The following is an 18,611-nucleotide window of genomic DNA, read 5'->3' as shown; positions in this document are numbered from 1 at the left end:
TGGTTTCGGTAAGTGGTGGCGTGGCGGGCTTTAGAACTTGTGGCGAACCGCGAAACGCACCGTCGCCTGCTGATTACCCGACGAAGGGGTCAGGCCATTAAGCGACGCGCGCGCCGCATGGCCCGTCGAATCGGTGCCGGACGCATGCTGGAGGACGCCGATCAGGTAGAAGTCGGTGCGCTTCGAGACAACGTAATCGGCGCTCAATGCACCCTGGTGATACTTCGCATCGTTCGCTGCGCCGCCGTCGGTATAGTTGTAGGCTGCGCCGACCGACAGTGCCGTCGTCAACTGATACTGGAAGCTGAGTTCTGCGCTATTGAATGTCGCGGTGCCGCCCATCCCGGCCGGATTGAGCACCGATGCCGCGCCGCTCAAATGCTTGTACTTCGTGTTGGAGTAGATCGCACCGACCGTCGCCGCGCCAATGGCGTACGTGGCGCCCGCGCTGATGATCTCTTCGCTTTGTGCCGACGCATACCCGTTGATGACCGGGGAGCTGCCGAAGTTGTTTGTGGCCGCCGTAGCGCCGACTGCGGTGCCGAAGAACGATGCGTTCGGATTGCGCGCGCTCAGATAGCCGACACCGACATTGAGCGGGCCGCGCGCATAGCCGGCGCCGATCGAGTAAATCTGGTTGCCCGCCATGCTGCCCGGCACGCCGCCGAAGCTATACATGCCTTCGGCCGTGAAACCTGCGTAGCTGGGCGTGCGGTACTTGACCGCGTTGTTCACGCGATTGGTATTGTTGAGATTGTCGAGGTCGCCCGGATGCGCGCCGATGCTGCCCGAGAACATCGCGCTCGGCATGAGCGGATGGATGTAGTCGACCACAGGGTCGTACTGGCGGCCGAGCGTCACCGTGCCGAACCGGCCCGACAGTCCCACGTAAGCCTGCCGACCGAACAGCAGCGAGCCCTGTCCCATTTTGCCGTTGTTCACGTCGAAACCGCTCTCGAGCACGAACAGCGCCTTCAGGCCCCCGCCCAGATCTTCGACGCCTCGCAGACCCCAGCGGCTACCGCTCAGAATACCGCTCGACAGGCTGTACAGATTGTGGCCGTGACCCGGACTTGTTTGTACATTGCTCGTATAGTTAATGCCCTCATCGATGATGCCGTACAGCGTCACGCTGCTTTGCGCGTGAACCGGCGCCGATGCCGCTGCGGCAAGCGCCGCGAATGCAAGGGCCGCACGCGCGGAAAATGGCTTCGATGATGATGTCGTTGCGAAAGGCTTATGCACTGCCAGGTCTCCAGTTACTTTTGTGGTTCCAACGAGGGAAGGTTTGCGCTTTGCCGATGCCCGGCGCACGCAACAGAGGATCCGATGAGGCGATGACCCGCATCATCGGCGAAAGTAAATTTTTATTCAGTTATCCTTCTTGTCACGCGGGCTTCAGAATGCGGTCGGCGATCATGGCGCCAATCGGTATCGCGGACGTCGCCGCCGGCGAAGGCGCGTTGCATACGTGCACCATGCGAGGCGTGTCGGCGAACAGGAAATCATGTACCAGCGTGCCGTCGCGCATCACGGCTTGCGCACGAATGCCGGCTTCGTAGGGCAGCAGATCGTCGACGGTCAGCGAGGGGCAGTATTTGCGGCACTGTTCGAGATAGCCCCGCTTGAACAGCGAGTTCTTCATCTCGCCCATGCCCGACGTGAAATTGCGCCCAATCGTTTTCCAGAAGCCCGGGAAGGTTGCGTATTGCGCAACGTCACGCAGATTGACGGAGAACTTCGGATAGTTTTCGCGGCCGAAACCGAGTACGGCGTTCGGTCCGACCGTAACGCTCCCGTCGATCATCCGCGTGAGATGCACGCCGAGAAACGGCAGATCCGGATCGGGAATCGGATAGATCAGATGCCGCACCACATCGTTTTTGGAGGCCGGCAAGCGGTAATACTCGCCACGAAACGGCACGATCTGATGATCGATCTTCACGCCCGCAAGCCGCGCCAGCCTGTCTGATTGCAGCCCTCCGCAAACCACCAGTTTTTTTGCCTGCCAGTGAGCATCGTCCGCGCCGACGGTTACGCAATCGCCACTTTCTGCTATCGAAGTAACGCGCGTGCCGAGTCGGATTTCGCCGCCTGACTTTCTGATGACTCGCGCCATCGCTTCGCATACCTGACGATAATCGACAATCCCGGTCGTGTGGACAAAGAGCCCGCCCATACCAACGATGTTCGGCTCGCGCCGCTGCAGTTCCGCGGCATCCAGCCGCTCGACGTGCAAACCATTCTGCTGCGAACGTGTGTAGAGCGCCGTCATACGCGACAGTTCGAGCGGATTGGACGCGACCAGCAACTTGCCGCACACCTCGAAAGGGATTCCGTGCTCGGTGCAGAACGTCTTGGTCGCCTCGGCGCCGCGCTTGCACAACTCGGCCTTCAGGCTGCCCGGCTGATAGTAGATGCCCGCGTGAATCACGCCGCTGTTGTGCCCGGTCTGATGTTTCGCGAGCGACGTCTCCTTCTCCAGCAACAGGAGTGAAGCCGAGGGTTCCCGCCGCAACAATTCCATGGCCGTCGCAAGTCCGACGATGCCGCCACCGATGATGCAAAAGTCGTAGGTCATATTGCTTTTTTGCGAACGAAGCGTGCGACTGCTCTTTCGTCCGCTTATCAGGTTGTCAGACTAAGTAAAGACAAAAAGGGACGTCTCTCGACATGGGCCCGAAGCACCCACACGAAGGAGCCGCTAGGTTCAATCGCCGGAAGGTAACTCGATTTTCTGACGCTTCGCTGCAGCACGCAGATGCCGCTCGGCAAACTCGGCGGCCGCAAGATGGTCTCGACGCTCGATCGCGTCGTAGAGTTCACCGTGCTCCTGGCGCGCGTAGTCCCCCGCCTGACTCGCAGTGTTGGCCCACTGCGCGCGACGCACCGCGACCAGTTGGCCGCGCAGGAAATCGTGGAACGCAACGAAATACTCGTTCTTGGTAGCTGCGGCTACGGCCCTGTGAAACGCCACATCGGCCGCGGAAGCAGCGTCGAAATCGTTGCGCCTGGTTTCCATCTCGCGAATCGCGTCGCTCATTCGCTTCAGATCTTCCGGCGTGCGCCGGCGCGCTGCGGTCATTGCCGCCTGCGTTTCGATCCACAAACGCATTTCAAACAGCTGTGCAAGGTTCAGTTTCTGGCTGCCGCCGCCCGGCAGCCGGAAAACCGTGCCGGACGGTGTCTGCGATATAAACGATCCTGCTCCCCGCCGGGCCACCAGCACGCCGTCGGACTTCAACTGGGCGATTGCTTCGCGCACCACCGAGCGACTCACGTTGAGCCGCTCCGAGAGTTGCTGCTCGGTCGGCAGACGCGATTCGGCGGGGAAATGACCTGCGTCGATCTCCGCGCGGAGCGCACTTACCACACGTTGCACGAGCGAATCCGGACGTTCCAGTTCAAGCATCAACATTGCCTCATTGATCAGGTTGTCAGACAATATCGAGAACTTCGCGGGATGTCAAGGGCAGGACGTGCGTCCAATGCAATCAGGAATCGGTCGTCGAGGATTTTTCCTGTCCTGGGCGGACTTCGACGCGCCCTTCTTGCTCGCCGACTTACCCTTTTGTTTCCGTGGGCTTTGGTTCAGCTTCGACTGTCGTCAACGTCACCTTGTCTGCGCTTTTGTGGAAGGCGCCTCCGCCCTGCGCCGCTGCGGTCCGCATTACGTGATCTATCTGGATTGGCACAATCGCCCGGATGTTCTCGCGCGAAGGCCCGTGAAAACAATGATCTCGTCTATCCGGTTCAGGAATTCGGGACCGAAGTGCGCCTTTAACGTGTCCATTACTTTCTCGCGGATCTCCTTCCCCGAAGCGATTCTTGTCGCTTTTCTCCAGGTTCTCCATGATGATCGACGCATCGAGATTGCAGGTCGAAATGACGACCGCGTTGCTAAAGTCGACTACGCAGCCCTTGCCATCGGTGAGCCTGCCGTCGCCGAGTACTTGCAGCAGCGCGTTGTTCACATCCCTATGCGCCTTCTCGATCTCGTCGCGGCAGTTCTCTGGCGGAATCCGGGCATTCACGGCTCTTCTTATAGACCACGTCGTAGGCTGTCACTGGACGCCCCGGTCGAATCCCGACGCCTGATACGCGCCGTTCGCTTTGATTGTCTTGCACTCAAGGAGTAGCAAATGCCTCGCGAAATCATCCGTGTCGAACCGTTGTCCACCTGGCTCGAGCGCTGGAAGGCGCCGACCTCCGTCGCAACGCGTCATGGCGACACACTTTATGTGTCCGGCTTGCCGCCGTTCGATCCGCAGACCGGCGAGGTGCTCTATGCCCCTATCGAACAGCAAACTCAACGTGTGCTGGAGCAACTGAAGCTTTGCGTTGAGACAGGAGGATCGTCGCTCGATCAGGTGCTCAAGTGCAATGTCTACTGCACATCGGTCGAGATGTTCCCGGTCGTCAACGAGATTTATGGGCGTTTCTTCGGCCCGCAGCCGCCGGCACGAATATTCATTAACGTGCCAGCGTGGCCGGGACGTTTCGACATCGAGATCGACTGCGTAGCTGCGGTTTGATTCACTGAACGCATGATCATGAGGCCGCCTGGTTCGAATACACGGGCGAGCAAGAGGTTCAGCACAATCGCAACGATTCGCGTACATCCAGCATCTTTGCACGCGGGATTCGTTACTGAACCGATCGATTTATCGTGAAGTTCAGAAAGCGCGCGCGGCTCGGCTCCAAAGGCACCCCGTCCCAGCGAAGATCGAAGTAGGGATGCCGCAACCAAACGCGTCCGGTGGGGCGAAGCACATCACTTGCGCGGCTGGATGATTGCCAGGGCGAGCCCCGCTCCCGCGAACGCGCATGCGGCGGACACCAGCGCGACGGCGCGCAGCGCGTCGACGATGGCGTCGGCTTCCGCCTGCGCCGCGAGTGTCTGCTGCGGCGTAGGGGCATCGGTGGCTGCGGCGCCCGCTTGGGCGTCCAACCGCAGTAACGCGGTCTGGCGTGCATCGTGAGGAACGTGCAGTTCGTCTAGCCGCGCCGACAGCGCCGCGTCGTGCGACCACACAAACACAATGCCGAGTACCGCAACCGCCAGCAGGCTCGCCACGCGCGCGACTGCGTTGTTGATGCCGGAGGCGACGCCTGCGCGGTGGCCCGGCACTGAGGCCATCACGGTCGTCGTAAGTGGTGCGACCGTGATGGTCATGCCGAGCCCGAGCACGGCGAGCGCCGGAAGAAATCCGGTCCAATAGCTGCCGCGCACGAACGGCAGCGCGAGCATCGCAAACCCGATTCCGGCGATGCCCGGGCCAGCGCTCAATAGGGCTCGCGAACCGAAGCGGGTCGTCAGACCGCCGGTCAAGCGCGACAACACGCCGATGATGACCGGCACCGGCAGCAGCGCCGCGCCCGCTTCGGTGGCGGTGTAGCCATGCGCGCGGATCAACGTAAATGGCAGGAAGAAAAACGCGCCGCCCAGACCGAAGTAAAGCAGCAGTGTGACGAGGTTGGCGCCGGTAAAATCGCGCGAGCGGAACACCTCGAGCGGCATCATCGGGTCACGGCTCTTCGCTTCGATCATCACGAATGCGGCCAGCACGAGCACGCCAACGCCGATCGCGCACAGTACGAGCGGATGCGCGAAGCCATGCGCCGACGCCTCGGTCAGGCCATAGGTGAGTGCGGCGAGCCCCGCTGCCGCACTCAGCGCGCCAGGCCAGTCCAACTGTTGGGGCGCATCTGGCTTGTGGCTGTTCGGCACCGACGAAATCGCGAGCGCAATCGTCGCCGCTGCGAGCGGGACGTTGAGAAAGAAGATCGCGCGCCACGACAGCGCGTCGACGAGCAAGCCGCCGGCCACTGGCCCCAGCGCCGATGTAATCGCGCCGACACCCGCCCAGGTGCCGATTGCCCGTCCGCGCTCTTCGCCGTCGAATACGGCGCCGATGATCGCGAGACTGCTGGGCACGAAGAGCGCAGCGCCAATGCCCTGCACCGCACGCCCGGCGATCAGTGAGCCCGCGTTCGGCGCAAGCCCGCAAGCGGCCGACGCCAGCGTGAAGACCGCGATGCCCGCAATGAACACTGTACGGCGGCCGAGTTTGTCGCCCATCGATCCGCCCACCAGCACGAGCGACCCGAGAAAGAGAAGGTAGGCATTGACGATCCACTGCATCGCCGCGACGCTCGCGTGGAGCTCGCTCTGAATGGCGGGCAACGCGACGTTGACGACGGAGCCGTCGATAAACGCCATGCTCGAGCCGAGGATCGTCGCGGCGAGCGCAAGACGCTTGCGCCGGCACGGACTGTCGAGCGCGGTGGGCTGCGCGCGGACGATGAGCTCGTCGCACGGGCTCGCTTGCGCAGCGATGACGTGCGCGGGGTGTGGGTCGTCACGAAGAACTCGCGGGCCGGCCATGCTCGCTCCAGTGCTGGTCGATGGTGACTAGCATAGCAACTGGGGCGCGCGACCGCAGGCGCGACCTGTTCGTCGCGGCATACTCATCTGCGCGGTCGTCGGACCTCGAGCGCTGCCCGCTTGTGCGCACCCTGTGCTGCGCTGGCAACTAGCGCCGTGAACGTGACCCGCGCCGTCCAATCACGACAGGTCACACTTCGGTTTGCTCAGCTGCGTCATCGAGCCCGATTGATCGTATCCAACGCATACCCCATCTCACAGGGATCACCTCAACCAAGAAACTCGATCACCATCCGGTTGAAGCGGTCCGCATGCTCCCACTGCGCCCAGTGTCCGCAGCGGCCGAAGATATGCATCTCGGCGTTCTGCATGCCGGCAACCAGACGCAAGCCGACATCCATCGGCACGAAGCGATCGTCGCGTCCCCAGATCACCAGCGTCGGCGCGGCGATCTCGCCAAGCCGCGGGCCGTAGTCGTTGAACTGCTTCGGATTGGCCGCGAGGCTCTTCACGAAATTGTTCAGGTGATCACGTCGCGCCAGCATATTGTCGAGCCGCGCCTGCATCAGATCGTCGGTCAATGCACTCGTGTCGAACACGAAGACGTTCATCATCCGCTTCAGGTTTTCAATCGTCGGTTCGCGGTACAGGCCTTGCAGCAGCTTGATGCCTTCTGTCGGCATCGGCACGAACTGGCTGGGGCCGCCTGTGCCGCCGCCCATCAGGACCAGCTTGCCGACACGCTGCGGATTGGCAAGCGCGAACGCCACGGCGCTATGACCGCCCATCGAATTGCCGATGATGTGCGTGCGTTCGATATCCAGCGCGTCGAGCAGACTTTTCAATGAACGCGCGTTGAGTTCGGAGCGCGAGCCGTCGCACACGATCGGATCGCTTTTGCTCCAGCCCAGACAGTCCATCAGGATGACCCGATAGCCCGCGGCAACGAGCGGCTCGACATTGCGGTTGAAGTTCGCCCAGCCGCTCGCGCCGGGGCCCGAACCGTGCAGCATCACCACGGTCTCACTGCCCTGTCCGGCGTCGTTGTAGTGCAATTGCACGTCGCGATCGCCTTCCTTGATACGCACGAATTTGCTGGTGGATGCTTCGGTGATGGCCGATACATTCGAGGTCATGTTGCTTCCTGTACTTGAAAAGAGTGGGTTGACCGCGCACGCCGCCCGGCCGCGCGCGGAAATCATTCCGCGTCTATTGCGCGGGGGCTGGCGCATAAGCGGGCGCCGGCTTGCCGACGACGAGCCACGCCGCAATCGCCGCCACAGCGATCAACGGAATACTCGCGCTCAGCAGAACGGACGCGCTCTGCCCAATTGCCAGCAACTGTCCGGCGATCAACGGTCCGAGGATCGAGCCCATGCGCCCCACCGCCACCGCGGCACCCACACCCGTGCCACGCACATGAGTCGGATAGATGCTGCTCGCTAGCGCATACAACACCGACTGGCCGCCAACCAGGAAAAGCCCCGCGAGCAAGCCACCGCACGCCATCGACGCGCCGCCGTTCGCCGCGACGAGCGCCGCCAATGCCACGGCGATGCCAAGATACATGCCGGCCACGGTACGCCGCCGGCCGATCCGGTCCATCAGGCTCGCAATCACGATTGCGCCGATGCCGCCGCCGATGTTGAACATCATCTGCACGATGCCGGATTGCACGCGGGTGAGTCCGCGGCTAAGCACCAGCGACGGCAGCCAGTTGATCAGGAAGTACAGCACGATCAGCGTGCCCAGATAGCTGATCCACAACGCGACGGTCGTGCCCGCACGCCCTTCCTTCCACAATGCCTGCGCAATGCTGGAGCGCGCTTCGCCCGAAGCACGCGAGCCGCTCACTGCCGAGCGCGCGGCAATGAAATGCGCCGACTCTTGCATGAAGATCGCCAGCAGCGGCAGCACCAGCAGCGGTCCAACACCGCCGACATAAAAGATATGTCGCCAGCCTTCATCGCCCGGACTGACGATGCCGATCACCGCCGCCAGCGCCGCACCGAACGGCATGCCGCAATACATCGCGCCCACAGCCGTGTTGCGTTGATCCGGCGATGCGGCTTCCGAGCACAGCGCGATCAGGTTCGGCATTGCGGCGCCCAAGCCGAGCCCCGTGAGAAAGCGCGCGGCCAGCAGACTGTTCAGGTCCCATACCTGCGTGGTGGCGATCGAGAAGACACCGAACAGCGCCACCGACAGCATCAGCACGCGCTTGCGGCCGAGCGTGTCGGCGAGCCTTCCGCCAATCGCCGCACCCGGCAACAGGCCGAGCGCTCCGATGCTGAAGGCCCAGCCCATCTGCGCGACGGCGAGATGAAATTCGCGCGCCATGCGCGGCGCGGCGATGCCGGTGGATTGCAGATCGAGCCCTTCGAGCAATGCGACGATCAGGCATAAGCCGATCGTAACGGCGCCGTTAGCGCGGGTGTTGGTTGATCGCTGCATAACAAGTCTCCAATGTGTTGTCAGCATCGCTCTTGGTGGCGATAACGCTGCGTGGTGTCGACGGCTGCATGAGCCGCAGGCGGGTTTCTAAAAATCGCTAGACGTTGGCCGCGCGCTTCAGGTCCAGCGCCACGTCGACGATCATGTCTTCCTGGCCGCCGACCATGCGCCGCTTGCCCAGCTCGACCAGAATGTCGACGGCCTTCAGGCCATACTTCTTCGCGGCCACTTCGGAATGCCGCAGGAAACTTGAGTACACGCCGGCATAACCGAGCGCCAGCGTCTCGCGGTCCACGCGCACCGGACGGTCCTGCAACGGCCGCACGATGTCGTCGGCGGCGTCCATCAGCGTGTAGAGATCGGTGCCGTGCTGCCAGCCGGCGCGTTCGGCCGCGGCAATGAACACTTCCAGCGGCGCATTGCCCGCACCCGCGCCCATTCCCGCGAGGCTCGCATCGATGCGGTCGCAGCCTTCTTCCACCGCTACGAGCGAATTCGCCACGCCGAGGCTCAGGTTGTGGTGCGCGTGCATGCCGGTCTTCGTTTCCGGCTTGAGTACTGCCTTCAATGCGCGAAAGCGCGCGCGCACGTCGTTCATGTTCATCGCGCCGCCGGAGTCGACCACGTAGATGCAGCTGGCGCCGTAGCTCTCCATTTTTTTCGCTTCGACGGCGAGGTTTTCGGGCGTGGTCATGTGGCTCATCATCAGAAAGCCGACCGTGTCCATGCCGAGTTCGCGTGCGTATTCGATGTGCTGCTTCGAGATGTCCGCCTCGGTGCAGTGCGTCGCCACGCGCACGATACGGGCGCCGGCCTGGTACGCGGCCTTCAGATCGTGAATCGTGCCGATACCGGGCAACAGCAACGTCGCGATTCGCGCATGCTCGACCACGTCCGCGACCGCTTCGATCCATTCGATGTCGCTGTGCGCGCCGAAGCCGTAGTTGAAACTCGATCCTTGCAGGCCGTCGCCATGCGCGACTTCAATGCTGTCCACCTTCGCCTTGTCGAGTGCGCGCGCGATCTGCTGCACGTTATCGATCGAATATTGATGACGGATCGCGTGGCTGCCGTCGCGCAGCGTCACGTCGGAGATATACAGTTTCTTGTCCATGTGAAGAGTCTCCTTAAGCCTGCACGAGGGATTGCGCCATGCGCTCCGCGGTGGCGAGCGCGGCCGAGGTCATGATGTCGAGATTGCCCGCGTACGCCGGCAGGTAATGCGCGGCGCCTTCCACCTCGACGAACACCGAGGTTTTCAGGCCGCTGAAGCGGCCAAGGCCCGCAATGTTCAGCGGCGTGTCGGCGGGTATGACGTCGAACTGCACCTTCTGCTTCAGGCGGTAGCCCGGCACGTACGCGTGCACGGCGGCGGCCATCGCTTCGATGGATGCTTCAACACGCGCCTGATCGGCGAGTTCGGACAGCACGTAGACGGTGTCGCGCATCATCACCGGCGGCTCGGCCGGATTGAGCACGATGATCGCCTTGCCTCTGGCCGCGCCGCCCACCACTTCGATCGCCTTCGAGGTGGTTTCGGTGAACTCGTCGATATTCGCGCGTGTGCCCGGCCCCGCCGACTTGCTGCTGATAGACGCGACGATTTCCGCGTAGTGCACCTTCGCCACGCGCGAGACAGCGGCGACCATCGGAATCGTCGCCTGGCCGCCGCACGTCACCATGTTGACGTTGCGGGCGTCGAGATGATCGTCGAGGTTCACCACCGGCACGCAGTACGGACCGATCGCCGCGGGCGTCAGGTCGATCAGGCGGATGCCGGGCTTGAGCGCGCGCAGGAACGCGTCGTTCTTCACGTGCGCGCCCGCCGAGGTGGCGTCGAACACGAAGTCGATGTCGTTGAATACCGGCAGACGCGTCAGTCCTTCCACGCCTTCGTGCGTGGTCGCCACGCCGAGCCGCGCGGCGCGCGCGAGGCCGTCGGATGCCGCGTCGATGCCGACCATCGCCGCCATCTCCAGATGCTCGCTATGGCGCATGATCTTGATCATCAGATCGGTGCCGATGTTGCCGGAGCCGATAATCGCGGCCTTGAGTTTTTCGCTTGCCATGTCAGTCCTCAATCGGGTGAATGCTTATGCGGAGAAAATCGCGCGAACGCTGCCGAGGCCGTCGATCTGCGCGCTGAAGGTGCCAGGCTGCGTCACAGCGACCATCGGGCCGAGCGCGCCGGTCATGAGCACGTCGCCGGCTCGCAGCGGCGTGCCGAGCTGCTGCATCCGGTCCGCGAGCCACACGGCGGCGTTCAGCGGATTGCCCAGACACGCCGCGCCATTGCCGCGCGAGAGCGCTTCGGCATCGTTCGAGAGGGTCATCGCGCAGGCCGCCAGATCGACGTCGCGCAGCAGCACCGGCCGGCTCCCGAGCACGAAGCGCGCGCTCGAAGCGTTGTCCGCGACGGTATCGACGAAGCGGATATTCCAGCCTTCGATGCGGCTGTCCACGACTTCGATCGCGGCGAGCGCGTACGCCGTCGCGCGAATCAGATCGGCGTAGGTGTGCTTTTCGTGCGTGAGGTCGTGTTCGAGCACGAGTGCGATTTCCGCTTCGACCTTCGGCTGGATCAGCTCGCCTAGCGGAATGGGCTGACTATCGCCATACGCCATCGACGCGAACAGTGCGCCGAAGTCCGGTTGCGCGACGCCGAGCTGGCGTTGCACCGCGGGCGAGGTCAAGCCGATCTTGCGGCCGACTACGCGCTCGCCGGCCGCCACGCGTGCCTCGACGTTGATCTGTTGCACGGCGTACGCAAACTGGGCGGCATCGGCCGCGTTCAGATGGGTGAAGCGCTCGTCGTCGCGCAACGGCGCGATGGTCTGGCGCGTGCGTTCGGATTCGCGCAGCCGCAGGGCCAGCGCTTCAGCATTGCTTCGTGAGTTCATGGCGGGTTCCGGGATTCGTCAAACGGTTTCGGCGATGGGCCGCGCGTGCATCGCGCCAAAGCCCGCGATCCACTCGGGGATCGGCCGGTAATAATCAAGCGTCGCGCGATACGGCCCGTACGCCTGCAGCGCGCCGAATGCGGCGATCCAGGTACGCACTTCGTGCGCGGACTTACCGGCGTCGCGTGTGATGGCGGCGTCGGTGAAGCCGTCCAGCGCGGACAGCTCGCCCTCTTGCAGCAGCTTCAGGAATGCGCGGTCCCATTCGGGATTGAGCGGATGCAGGCGGCTGTCGCCCGTGACGAATGCTCGCGCAGCCGCGACGGTGCGCGCCTCGCGCGCCGCACGAGATTCCGCCGACGGATTGCGGCCGGCGATCAGCCGCTCGGCGACTTCGTCCGTCGCGCCCGCCAGTTCGGGCACAGGTGGTTCGTGCGAGATGCCACCGGAGCCGATCACCAGCACGCGCTGGTCGGCGCGCGCGAGAAGCCGCCCCAGCGCGTCGCCCAGCAAACGCGCGCGGCGGCACGACGCCATCGGCGCTGCGACTGAATTGATGAACACCGGCACGACCGGATAGCGGTCCAGCGCGCCCGTGAGAATCTCCAACGCTTGCGCACAACCGTGGTCGACCTGCATGCGGTACGACACGGCGACGTCGACATCGGCGGCGAGCGCCGCTTGCGCGAGATCGAGCGCGGTGTCGGCGGGCACCGCAAGCTGACCGGCCAGACTCCCGAAGTCACCGATCGCACTCGCCGACGCACCGATGCAGAACGGCGGCATCACGTCATAGAAGAAACCGTTGTAATGGTCCGGTGCAAACACGACGATCAGTTGCGGATCGAAAGCGGCAATGCGTGCACGCGCCGCTGCATGAGTCCGCTCGACTTCAGCGACAACTTCCGGCGCCGGGTCGTAGTACCCGCTGAGCGGCGTGTGGGACAGACATTCGAGCAGGATCGGCATGTCAGGCTCCAGCCGCGACGGCGGCGATGTCAGCGATGACGGCAACGCTGTCGGACACGGCAACCCGCTCACTTGCCGCAACCGCCGCGGCAGGTTGTCCTGCCCCCTTGAAGCTCAGCTTGACCGCGAGTTCCTCAATCGATGCCGACACCTGCTGCGGCGTACACATGCCCGCAACGAAACGATCCGGCCGCAGCAACACGACGGACTCCGGCACGCGCGCGAACCATTCCTTCAGTCGCCCTTGCACGTCGCCGAGAGCAATCACGCCTTCGGGCACGTCGTCGTGAAAAGCGAGCTGCGTGTCGGGCTTTGCAATGACGAAGCAACCGCCGAGGCGCTGCCACGTTTCCCGCGCGACAGAGGACAACCCGAACGTGGGATCCGAACCCCACCCGATGATCGCGAAACGATTGCCGATCGCGTCGTCGAGACGTACGACGCTGCCCTCCACGGTCCGCACGCGAGGCTGAATGAACATGCGGCCAACCGGCGAATGACACTGCGGGTCACGGCCATACACGAGACGGCCGAGCAGAGATTCGCGCTTTTCGCTCATCAGGCCGAGCAGCCGGCCGGGTGCGGAATGACCGGAGCGCTCCAGCACGCGAGCCAGCACACCATGCTTGCGTTTGCGCTCCGCCAGCAGGACGACACCCGTTTCATAGCGCGGCATTGGCTTGAAACGCATCTCCACGAAGTAGCGCTTCATGGCAGGGATCACGTTGAAGGTCCGCACGAAGGCGTCGCGGAATTTGATCCCGAAGCGGCTCGTCGGCGCGAAGATGTCGCCGGCCACTTCCGACAGATGAATCATCGACCGGGCGTGCGCGCGGCGCTCCGCCGTGTAGGTGTCGAGCAACACGTCGCTGGCGAGTTGCTTGACCACCATTGCCAGCTTCCAGCCGAGATTGCTCGCGTCGCGAATCCCGCTGTTGTAACCCTGCCCTTGCCAGACGGGCATGATGTGCGCGGCGTCGCCGGCGAGCAGCACGCGTTCCACGCGGAAGCGGCTCGCGAGCCGCGCATTGTGCGTATAGACGCGCTTGCGGATGTAATCCACTTTCTGCGGATCGGCCACCACCTTGCGGATCAGCGCGGCCATGTTCTCCGGCTTCGACAATTCCTCTTCGGTTTCGCCTGGCATCACCATGAATTCGAAGCGGCGAATGCCGTGGGGCAACGCCGCAGACACGTATGGCCGTTGCGGATCGCAATGCATGTAGACGTGCGGAGAGCCGATTGGGTCGTTGCGCACATCCACCACGATCCATTGATTCGGTTTCGTCCGTCCCTCGAACGGCACGTCGAGCACGCGGCGCACGAAGCTGTTGCCGCCGTCCGCGCCGACCATGTATGACGCGCGCACCGTGCGGCGGCGGCCGTGCTGGTCTTCCGCTTCGATCGTCACGCCGCTCCCGTCCTGGGTGAAGCCGCTCACACTGGCTCCGAACAGCACGTCGACATGCGGGAAACGGCGCAGCCCTTCGTACAACACGCGATCCGCGAGCGGCTGAATGAATGCATTGCGGCGCGACCAGCCAAACTCGTCGGTGCGCGGTTCGATCGATGCAAAGCAGTGGCCGGTGTGCGTCACGAAACGCATCCAGTGCTCTGGCGTGGTGTGCGGCAACAGGGCGTCCGCCAGACCGACGGACTGGAACACGCGCAACGCTTCGTCGTCGAGGCCGATGGCGCGCGGGTAGTCGATGATCTGCTCGAGTTTTTCGAGCAGTACCACGCGCACACCCTGTAAGCCGAGGTAATTGGCGATCATCAGGCCGACGGGGCCGGCACCGATAATCGCCACATCGGTGGACACGGTTTCGCTGCGGCCGCACGCGGTCGCGGGATTGTTGGGTGGGAGCATACTGTCTCCTTTCTTGCGAGCGGCACAGGTTGCCGTCGCGTCAGATAGCGGACTTGTTCGAGGTATCCAGGGAGAGCGTGGTGTGACGATTGCGGACCGCCATGGCGAATAATTCGCGCAGGCAATGCCGCATCTCGCGTCTCCTTGAATTGTGTTGATTTGCTTGCAGTCTATGGCTCGTGGAGTACGGCCTCAACAATTTGTGGAAAATGTGCATAGAATGCACATTGTTGATTTAACGAGATTTTTCGGTGACCAAATACACGAGCGTGCGTGGCCTCGCCCGCGGCCTGCAAGTGCTGCGGGCGCTCAATGCGATGGAGAGCGGCCGCGCTACCAGTCAGCAGATCAGCGACTTGACGGGCCTGCATCGCACCACCGTGCGCCGGTTGCTGGAAACGTTGATGGACGAGGGCTTCGTGCGGCGCAGCGCGTCGGACGACAGTTTTAGACTGACGTTGCAGGTTCGTTCGTTGAGCGAAGGCTTTACGGATAACGAACGGATTGCAATGATCGCGCCGCCCATCATGGGACAGTTGTTGCAGCGCGTTGCGTGGCCTTCGGATCTGACCACGCCGGACGGCGATGCGATGATCATCCGTGAGACGACGCATCGTTTCAGTCCGCTGTCGTTTCACCGTTCCATGGTCGGCCGCCGCCTACCGATTCTGCTTACCGCTGCAGGCCGCGCGTACTTCGCGACATGTCCTGACGGCGAGCGCGAGGACATACTCGAATTGCTGCGCTCGGGCGTGGGCGGTGAGGAACAGAAAGCGCTCGCCTCCAATGACACGCTGATCAAAAGCCTGATCAAACGCGTGCGCGCGGACGGCTTCGGTTCCAATCATGGCGACTGGACTGCGCAAAGCAAGATCGGTGCGGTTGCCGTTGCAATCGTATCGCGGGAACGTGTACTAGCGAGCCTTAATGTCGTGTTCCTTTCACGGGCGGTCACGCTCGCGGAGGCGAAACGGCGCTACGTACCAGAACTTCAAACTGCGGCACGCGAAATGGTAACGGCGCTGGAATCAGAGTCTGCACCGGACCGTGCGAAAGAAGACTGATGGGTTCACGTTATCGGCGACGCCATGGTTGATGCAACGCCAATCGTGCAACCTGCCGATTCTTGTGCTCGCCCTGGCCGATCCGCTTTCGATGTGCGCCAATCACGCGCGTGCGGACAATTGGAAGAATCGCTGCCGATGAATCGCTGGATCTTTGCGCTCGCCCTGACATCAGTAACGGTCCGGAAGCATGAGGACAAGATTGGAGGCATTCTCGATCTTGCCTGATTAGCGGGGGTCAATTGTCGCCCTGCTCGCCTTCGGCGGACCGTACCCCTTGCCGTCGCTGCGCGTGCGCTACACGATCGCGCTCCGCTTGCGCGGCGGCCGTTGCGTCGACCGGATCATCACGCTGCCGCATCAGCCAGTAGACGCTCCCCAGCGCGACCAGCGCAAACGCAAGCGCCGCGATCTGGGCGGGCGCACCGGCGGGATCGAGAATGATGAACTTGCGCGCGATAGCCAGCAGCGCAACCAGAAGCACCGTTTTGACCTGCACGATGTGATCGCGCCTTGCCATCACGCGCGTAATCGAATGTTTGAACTCCATAGCGATCAACAGCGTCATGACCATGCCGAAAACGGTCTGATACACCGCGTGATCCAGCGGGTTCAGCGCGTTCGAAACCAGCAAGGAAATCACCGCGCGAATCAACTGCCAGAGCGACACGAGGATGATGATAGAAATCACCACGCTCAGAACATGCGCGACAAGCTGCTCGAACCGTTCATAAAACGTGAGCAGATCCCACTCTACGCGCAGCGCATCGAGATCCTTACGCAGCCTGCTTTTCTTTCTTTCCATGATCCTGGCTCCGGAGCGGCCGTCGTTGGACCGCGAACGCACCGCAGGCTCCGGACAACCGTCTGAGATCGGGTGCCGGTTGACTTGAAAAGGGTCGGCCCTTTGCACACCGGTGTCTTTCGGCTTTCTGCGCATTTTTCCGATGGGCAGCCTTGCGTCTCGCCCTCGCGTGATCTGTCCGCTGAACTGCGCGGACTGTCCAAGCATACCCGCATTAACGACTAGGCTTGAAGCATAGTCGGCGCATGCGCACGCAAGAAAAACGTATGCGCCATTCAGTCACGCTCCGGACGTGCGACCGAGGGATGGCACACCGATACCGAAGACCGTCCGAACCGCCAGGCAGATTCGCGACGAGCTGCAGAACCGCATGGCAGGGCGAAGCTGAGGACCCGATGTAATGGAACGATTGGCGGAAAGCGGACAAAACCCGGGAGTATCGCGAAAGACGCCCACACACCATGTGCTTACGATGGCCGAATATGGCGAACCGCATTCATCCCAACGCGGCCGCCTGCTGGTGAGCCGGGTGAAACGAAAGAAGCTCATGAACGTCCTCAAAGGCGGATAGCATGTCCATGGTCAGAATCTACGGACCCATGCGCAGCGCAAATGGCTACGCGATACGCGACTTCCTGCATCGGAGCGACATTCCGTTCGAATGGATCGAACTGCGCAGCGATAAAGAAGCGGAGGAACTGGCACACGTTCAGCATCTTTCCGATTCGCGCTTGCCGGTTTGCGTCTTCCACGACGGCACGCGGCTCGAATGTCCCACCATCCGGCAAATCACCGAGAAGCTCGGCTGGTTTGCAAGTCCATCCCGCGAGGCCTACGATCTCGCGATTTACGGCGCGGGCCCAGCGGGATTGAGCGCGGCGGTGTACGGCGCATCGGAGGGATTGCATACCGTACTGGTGGAGCGTTGGGCACTGGGCGGTCAGGCAGGCAGCAGCTCGAAAATCGAGAACTACCTGGGCTTTCCACAGGGCCTAAGCGGCGCGGAGCTCGCCGAGCGGGCGCGCGTTCAGGCCATCAAATTCGGCGCCGAAATCCTGCTGGCGCGCGCCGGCGTGCACGCGGAGTTTCCGCCGGGACGTGGCATCGTGTATCTGGAAGACGGCACACGTATCACGGCGCGCACGTCTATCTGCGCGACCGGCGTCGCATATCGCACGCTGGCTCTGGCGGGTGAAGAGCGCTTTCTCGGCGCGGGTCTCTATTACGGCGCCGGTGCGAGTGAGGCCGAGCTGATCCATGGCGAAGACGTATATGTGGTGGGCGGCGGCAATTCGGCGGGACAGGCCGCCATGCATTTTTCGCAATCCGCCAACCGCGTCTATATGCTCGTGCGGGCCACATCGCTTAAGAACACGTTGTCCCAGTACCTGGTGGATCGCATCACGTCGGCGCCGAACATCGAAGTGCGCACGTGCACCGAAGTTACCGCGCTCGCAGGCAATAACGTGCTGGAGGAGATCACGTTGACCGATGTCCGCACCGGCCGGCAAAGCACGGTAAGGACGAATTGGCTATTCGTCTGCATTGGCGGGGTGCCGCAGACCGAATGGGCGCAGGAGGTCGGCATTGTCCGCGATGAAGGCGGCTATCTCGTGACCGGTCCCGACCTGCAGGAATATCGGGCGAATTTGAACTGGCCGCTGGAACGCGCGCCGCTGCACCTGGAAACATGTGTGCCCGGCGTATTCGCAGCAGGCGACGTACGTCACGCGTCGATCAAGCGCGTGGCGTCGGCTGTCGGCGAGGGGGCAATGGCTGTCGCGCTGGTGAATCGCTATCTCAATAGCGCCTGAGCGGACGCGCGGCCTTGATCCGCGCGCGTCTCGCGTACTTGTCCGAGGAGGACGATCATGACCCCTGGTTGCACGCACCAAGGCGCGGCCCGCATTTTCCACACGTCCATCGACTATTGCGAGGACTGCGTGCAGCTCGGCCAGCCGTGGGTACATTTGAGGCTTTGTCTTTCATGCGGACACGTCGGCTGTTGCGATTCGTCGCCCAACCGGCATGCAAGCAAACATTTTCACGCGACCGGCCACCCGCTGGTACGTTCAATCGAACCCGGCGAAACGTGGATCTGGTGTTATCGCGACGAGATCGTCGTAGGTGAACTTGAATCGTGACGGCAACACCGGGCCGC

Annotated in this window: 18 protein-coding genes; 5 read left to right on the top strand and 13 right to left on the bottom strand. The window is 62.7% G+C overall.

Annotated features, from left to right (window positions below):
* Positions 1–30: 30 nt before the first annotated feature.
* From JMY24_RS28760 to JMY24_RS38550, 4 genes are all read right to left on the bottom strand, one after another.
* Entirely contained in the window at positions 31–1,245 is a 1,215-nt protein-coding gene (locus tag JMY24_RS28760) for a porin (RefSeq protein WP_128597268.1), read from the bottom strand.
* A gap of 142 nt (positions 1,246–1,387) precedes the next feature.
* Positions 1,388–2,581, bottom strand: coding sequence for an L-2-hydroxyglutarate oxidase (lhgO, locus tag JMY24_RS28755; protein WP_128587285.1), 1,194 nt, complete (start codon positions 2,579–2,581; stop codon positions 1,388–1,390).
* A gap of 129 nt (positions 2,582–2,710) precedes the next feature.
* Entirely contained in the window at positions 2,711–3,412 is a 702-nt protein-coding gene (locus tag JMY24_RS28750; protein WP_128597269.1) for a FadR/GntR family transcriptional regulator, read from the bottom strand.
* A 151-nt stretch (positions 3,413–3,563) separates the two neighbouring features.
* On the bottom strand, positions 3,564–4,034 hold the full coding sequence (locus JMY24_RS38550) for an AAA family ATPase (RefSeq protein WP_328809276.1): 471 nt from the start codon (positions 4,032–4,034) through the stop codon (positions 3,564–3,566).
* A gap of 108 nt (positions 4,035–4,142) precedes the next feature.
* Between JMY24_RS38550 and JMY24_RS28740 the strand changes: the two genes are divergently transcribed.
* Positions 4,143–4,535: a RidA family protein gene (locus JMY24_RS28740; RefSeq protein WP_128597270.1), complete on the top strand. Its 393-nt coding sequence runs from the start codon at positions 4,143–4,145 to the stop codon at positions 4,533–4,535.
* Between the two features lie 239 nt (positions 4,536–4,774).
* Here JMY24_RS28740 and JMY24_RS28735 read toward each other — a convergent pair whose 3' ends face one another.
* From JMY24_RS28735 to JMY24_RS28700, 8 genes are all read right to left on the bottom strand, one after another.
* Positions 4,775–6,388 (bottom strand): MFS transporter, encoded by a 1,614-nt coding sequence (locus JMY24_RS28735; RefSeq protein WP_201703359.1) that lies wholly within the window; start codon positions 6,386–6,388, stop codon positions 4,775–4,777.
* A 269-nt stretch (positions 6,389–6,657) separates the two neighbouring features.
* Positions 6,658–7,524, bottom strand: a complete 867-nt coding sequence (locus JMY24_RS28730) for an alpha/beta fold hydrolase (protein ID WP_128597271.1) — start codon at positions 7,522–7,524, stop codon at positions 6,658–6,660.
* 73 nt (positions 7,525–7,597) lie between these two features.
* Positions 7,598–8,842: a 3-(3-hydroxy-phenyl)propionate transporter MhpT gene (gene mhpT / locus JMY24_RS28725; RefSeq protein WP_128597272.1), complete on the bottom strand. Its 1,245-nt coding sequence runs from the start codon at positions 8,840–8,842 to the stop codon at positions 7,598–7,600.
* Between the two features lie 97 nt (positions 8,843–8,939).
* Positions 8,940–9,956, bottom strand: a complete 1,017-nt coding sequence (gene dmpG, locus JMY24_RS28720) for a 4-hydroxy-2-oxovalerate aldolase (RefSeq protein ID WP_201703358.1) — start codon at positions 9,954–9,956, stop codon at positions 8,940–8,942.
* A 13-nt stretch (positions 9,957–9,969) separates the two neighbouring features.
* Positions 9,970–10,911, bottom strand: a complete 942-nt coding sequence (locus JMY24_RS28715) for an acetaldehyde dehydrogenase (acetylating) (protein WP_128597273.1) — start codon at positions 10,909–10,911, stop codon at positions 9,970–9,972.
* Between the two features lie 24 nt (positions 10,912–10,935).
* A complete protein-coding gene (locus tag JMY24_RS28710; protein WP_201703357.1) occupies positions 10,936–11,742 on the bottom strand; it encodes a fumarylacetoacetate hydrolase family protein in 807 nt (268 codons plus the stop codon).
* Positions 11,743–11,760: 18 nt separating this feature from the next.
* A complete protein-coding gene (locus JMY24_RS28705; protein WP_201703353.1) occupies positions 11,761–12,711 on the bottom strand; it encodes a 3-carboxyethylcatechol 2,3-dioxygenase in 951 nt (316 codons plus the stop codon).
* A gap of 1 nt (position 12,712) precedes the next feature.
* Positions 12,713–14,581: a bifunctional 3-(3-hydroxy-phenyl)propionate/3-hydroxycinnamic acid hydroxylase gene (locus tag JMY24_RS28700; RefSeq protein ID WP_128597023.1), complete on the bottom strand. Its 1,869-nt coding sequence runs from the start codon at positions 14,579–14,581 to the stop codon at positions 12,713–12,715.
* Between the two features lie 251 nt (positions 14,582–14,832).
* Here JMY24_RS28700 and JMY24_RS28695 point away from each other — a divergent pair, with 251 nt between their 5' ends.
* Both JMY24_RS28695 and JMY24_RS28690 read left to right on the top strand, forming a co-directional pair.
* Entirely contained in the window at positions 14,833–15,645 is an 813-nt protein-coding gene (locus JMY24_RS28695) for a DNA-binding transcriptional regulator (RefSeq protein WP_128597022.1), read from the top strand.
* Positions 15,646–15,669: 24 nt separating this feature from the next.
* Entirely contained in the window at positions 15,670–15,873 is a 204-nt protein-coding gene (locus tag JMY24_RS28690) for a hypothetical protein (protein WP_128597021.1), read from the top strand.
* Between the two features lie 10 nt (positions 15,874–15,883).
* On the opposite strand, the gene JMY24_RS28685 is transcribed toward JMY24_RS28690, so the two are convergent.
* Positions 15,884–16,450, bottom strand: coding sequence for a phosphate-starvation-inducible PsiE family protein (locus JMY24_RS28685; RefSeq protein ID WP_128597020.1), 567 nt, complete (start codon positions 16,448–16,450; stop codon positions 15,884–15,886).
* A 572-nt stretch (positions 16,451–17,022) separates the two neighbouring features.
* On the opposite strand from JMY24_RS28685, the gene JMY24_RS28680 reads away from it, so the two are divergent.
* Together JMY24_RS28680 and JMY24_RS28675 are read left to right on the top strand one after the other, a co-directional pair.
* Positions 17,023–18,264 carry an NAD(P)/FAD-dependent oxidoreductase gene (locus tag JMY24_RS28680; RefSeq protein ID WP_201703352.1) on the top strand — a complete coding sequence of 414 codons (1,242 nt, stop codon included), beginning with the start codon at positions 17,023–17,025 and terminating at the stop codon, positions 18,262–18,264.
* 57 nt (positions 18,265–18,321) lie between these two features.
* Complete coding sequence (locus tag JMY24_RS28675) at positions 18,322–18,594, top strand: UBP-type zinc finger domain-containing protein (RefSeq protein WP_128587830.1); 273 nt, start codon at positions 18,322–18,324, stop codon at positions 18,592–18,594.
* The last annotated feature ends 17 nt before the right edge of the window (positions 18,595–18,611 follow it).

The sequence above is a fragment of the Paraburkholderia kirstenboschensis genome (assembly GCF_904848585.1).
Taxonomy (GTDB): Bacteria; Pseudomonadota; Gammaproteobacteria; order Burkholderiales; family Burkholderiaceae; genus Paraburkholderia; species Paraburkholderia kirstenboschensis.
Note: the sequence above shows the minus strand (reverse complement) of the source record. Positions and strands in the feature narration are given on the sequence as shown.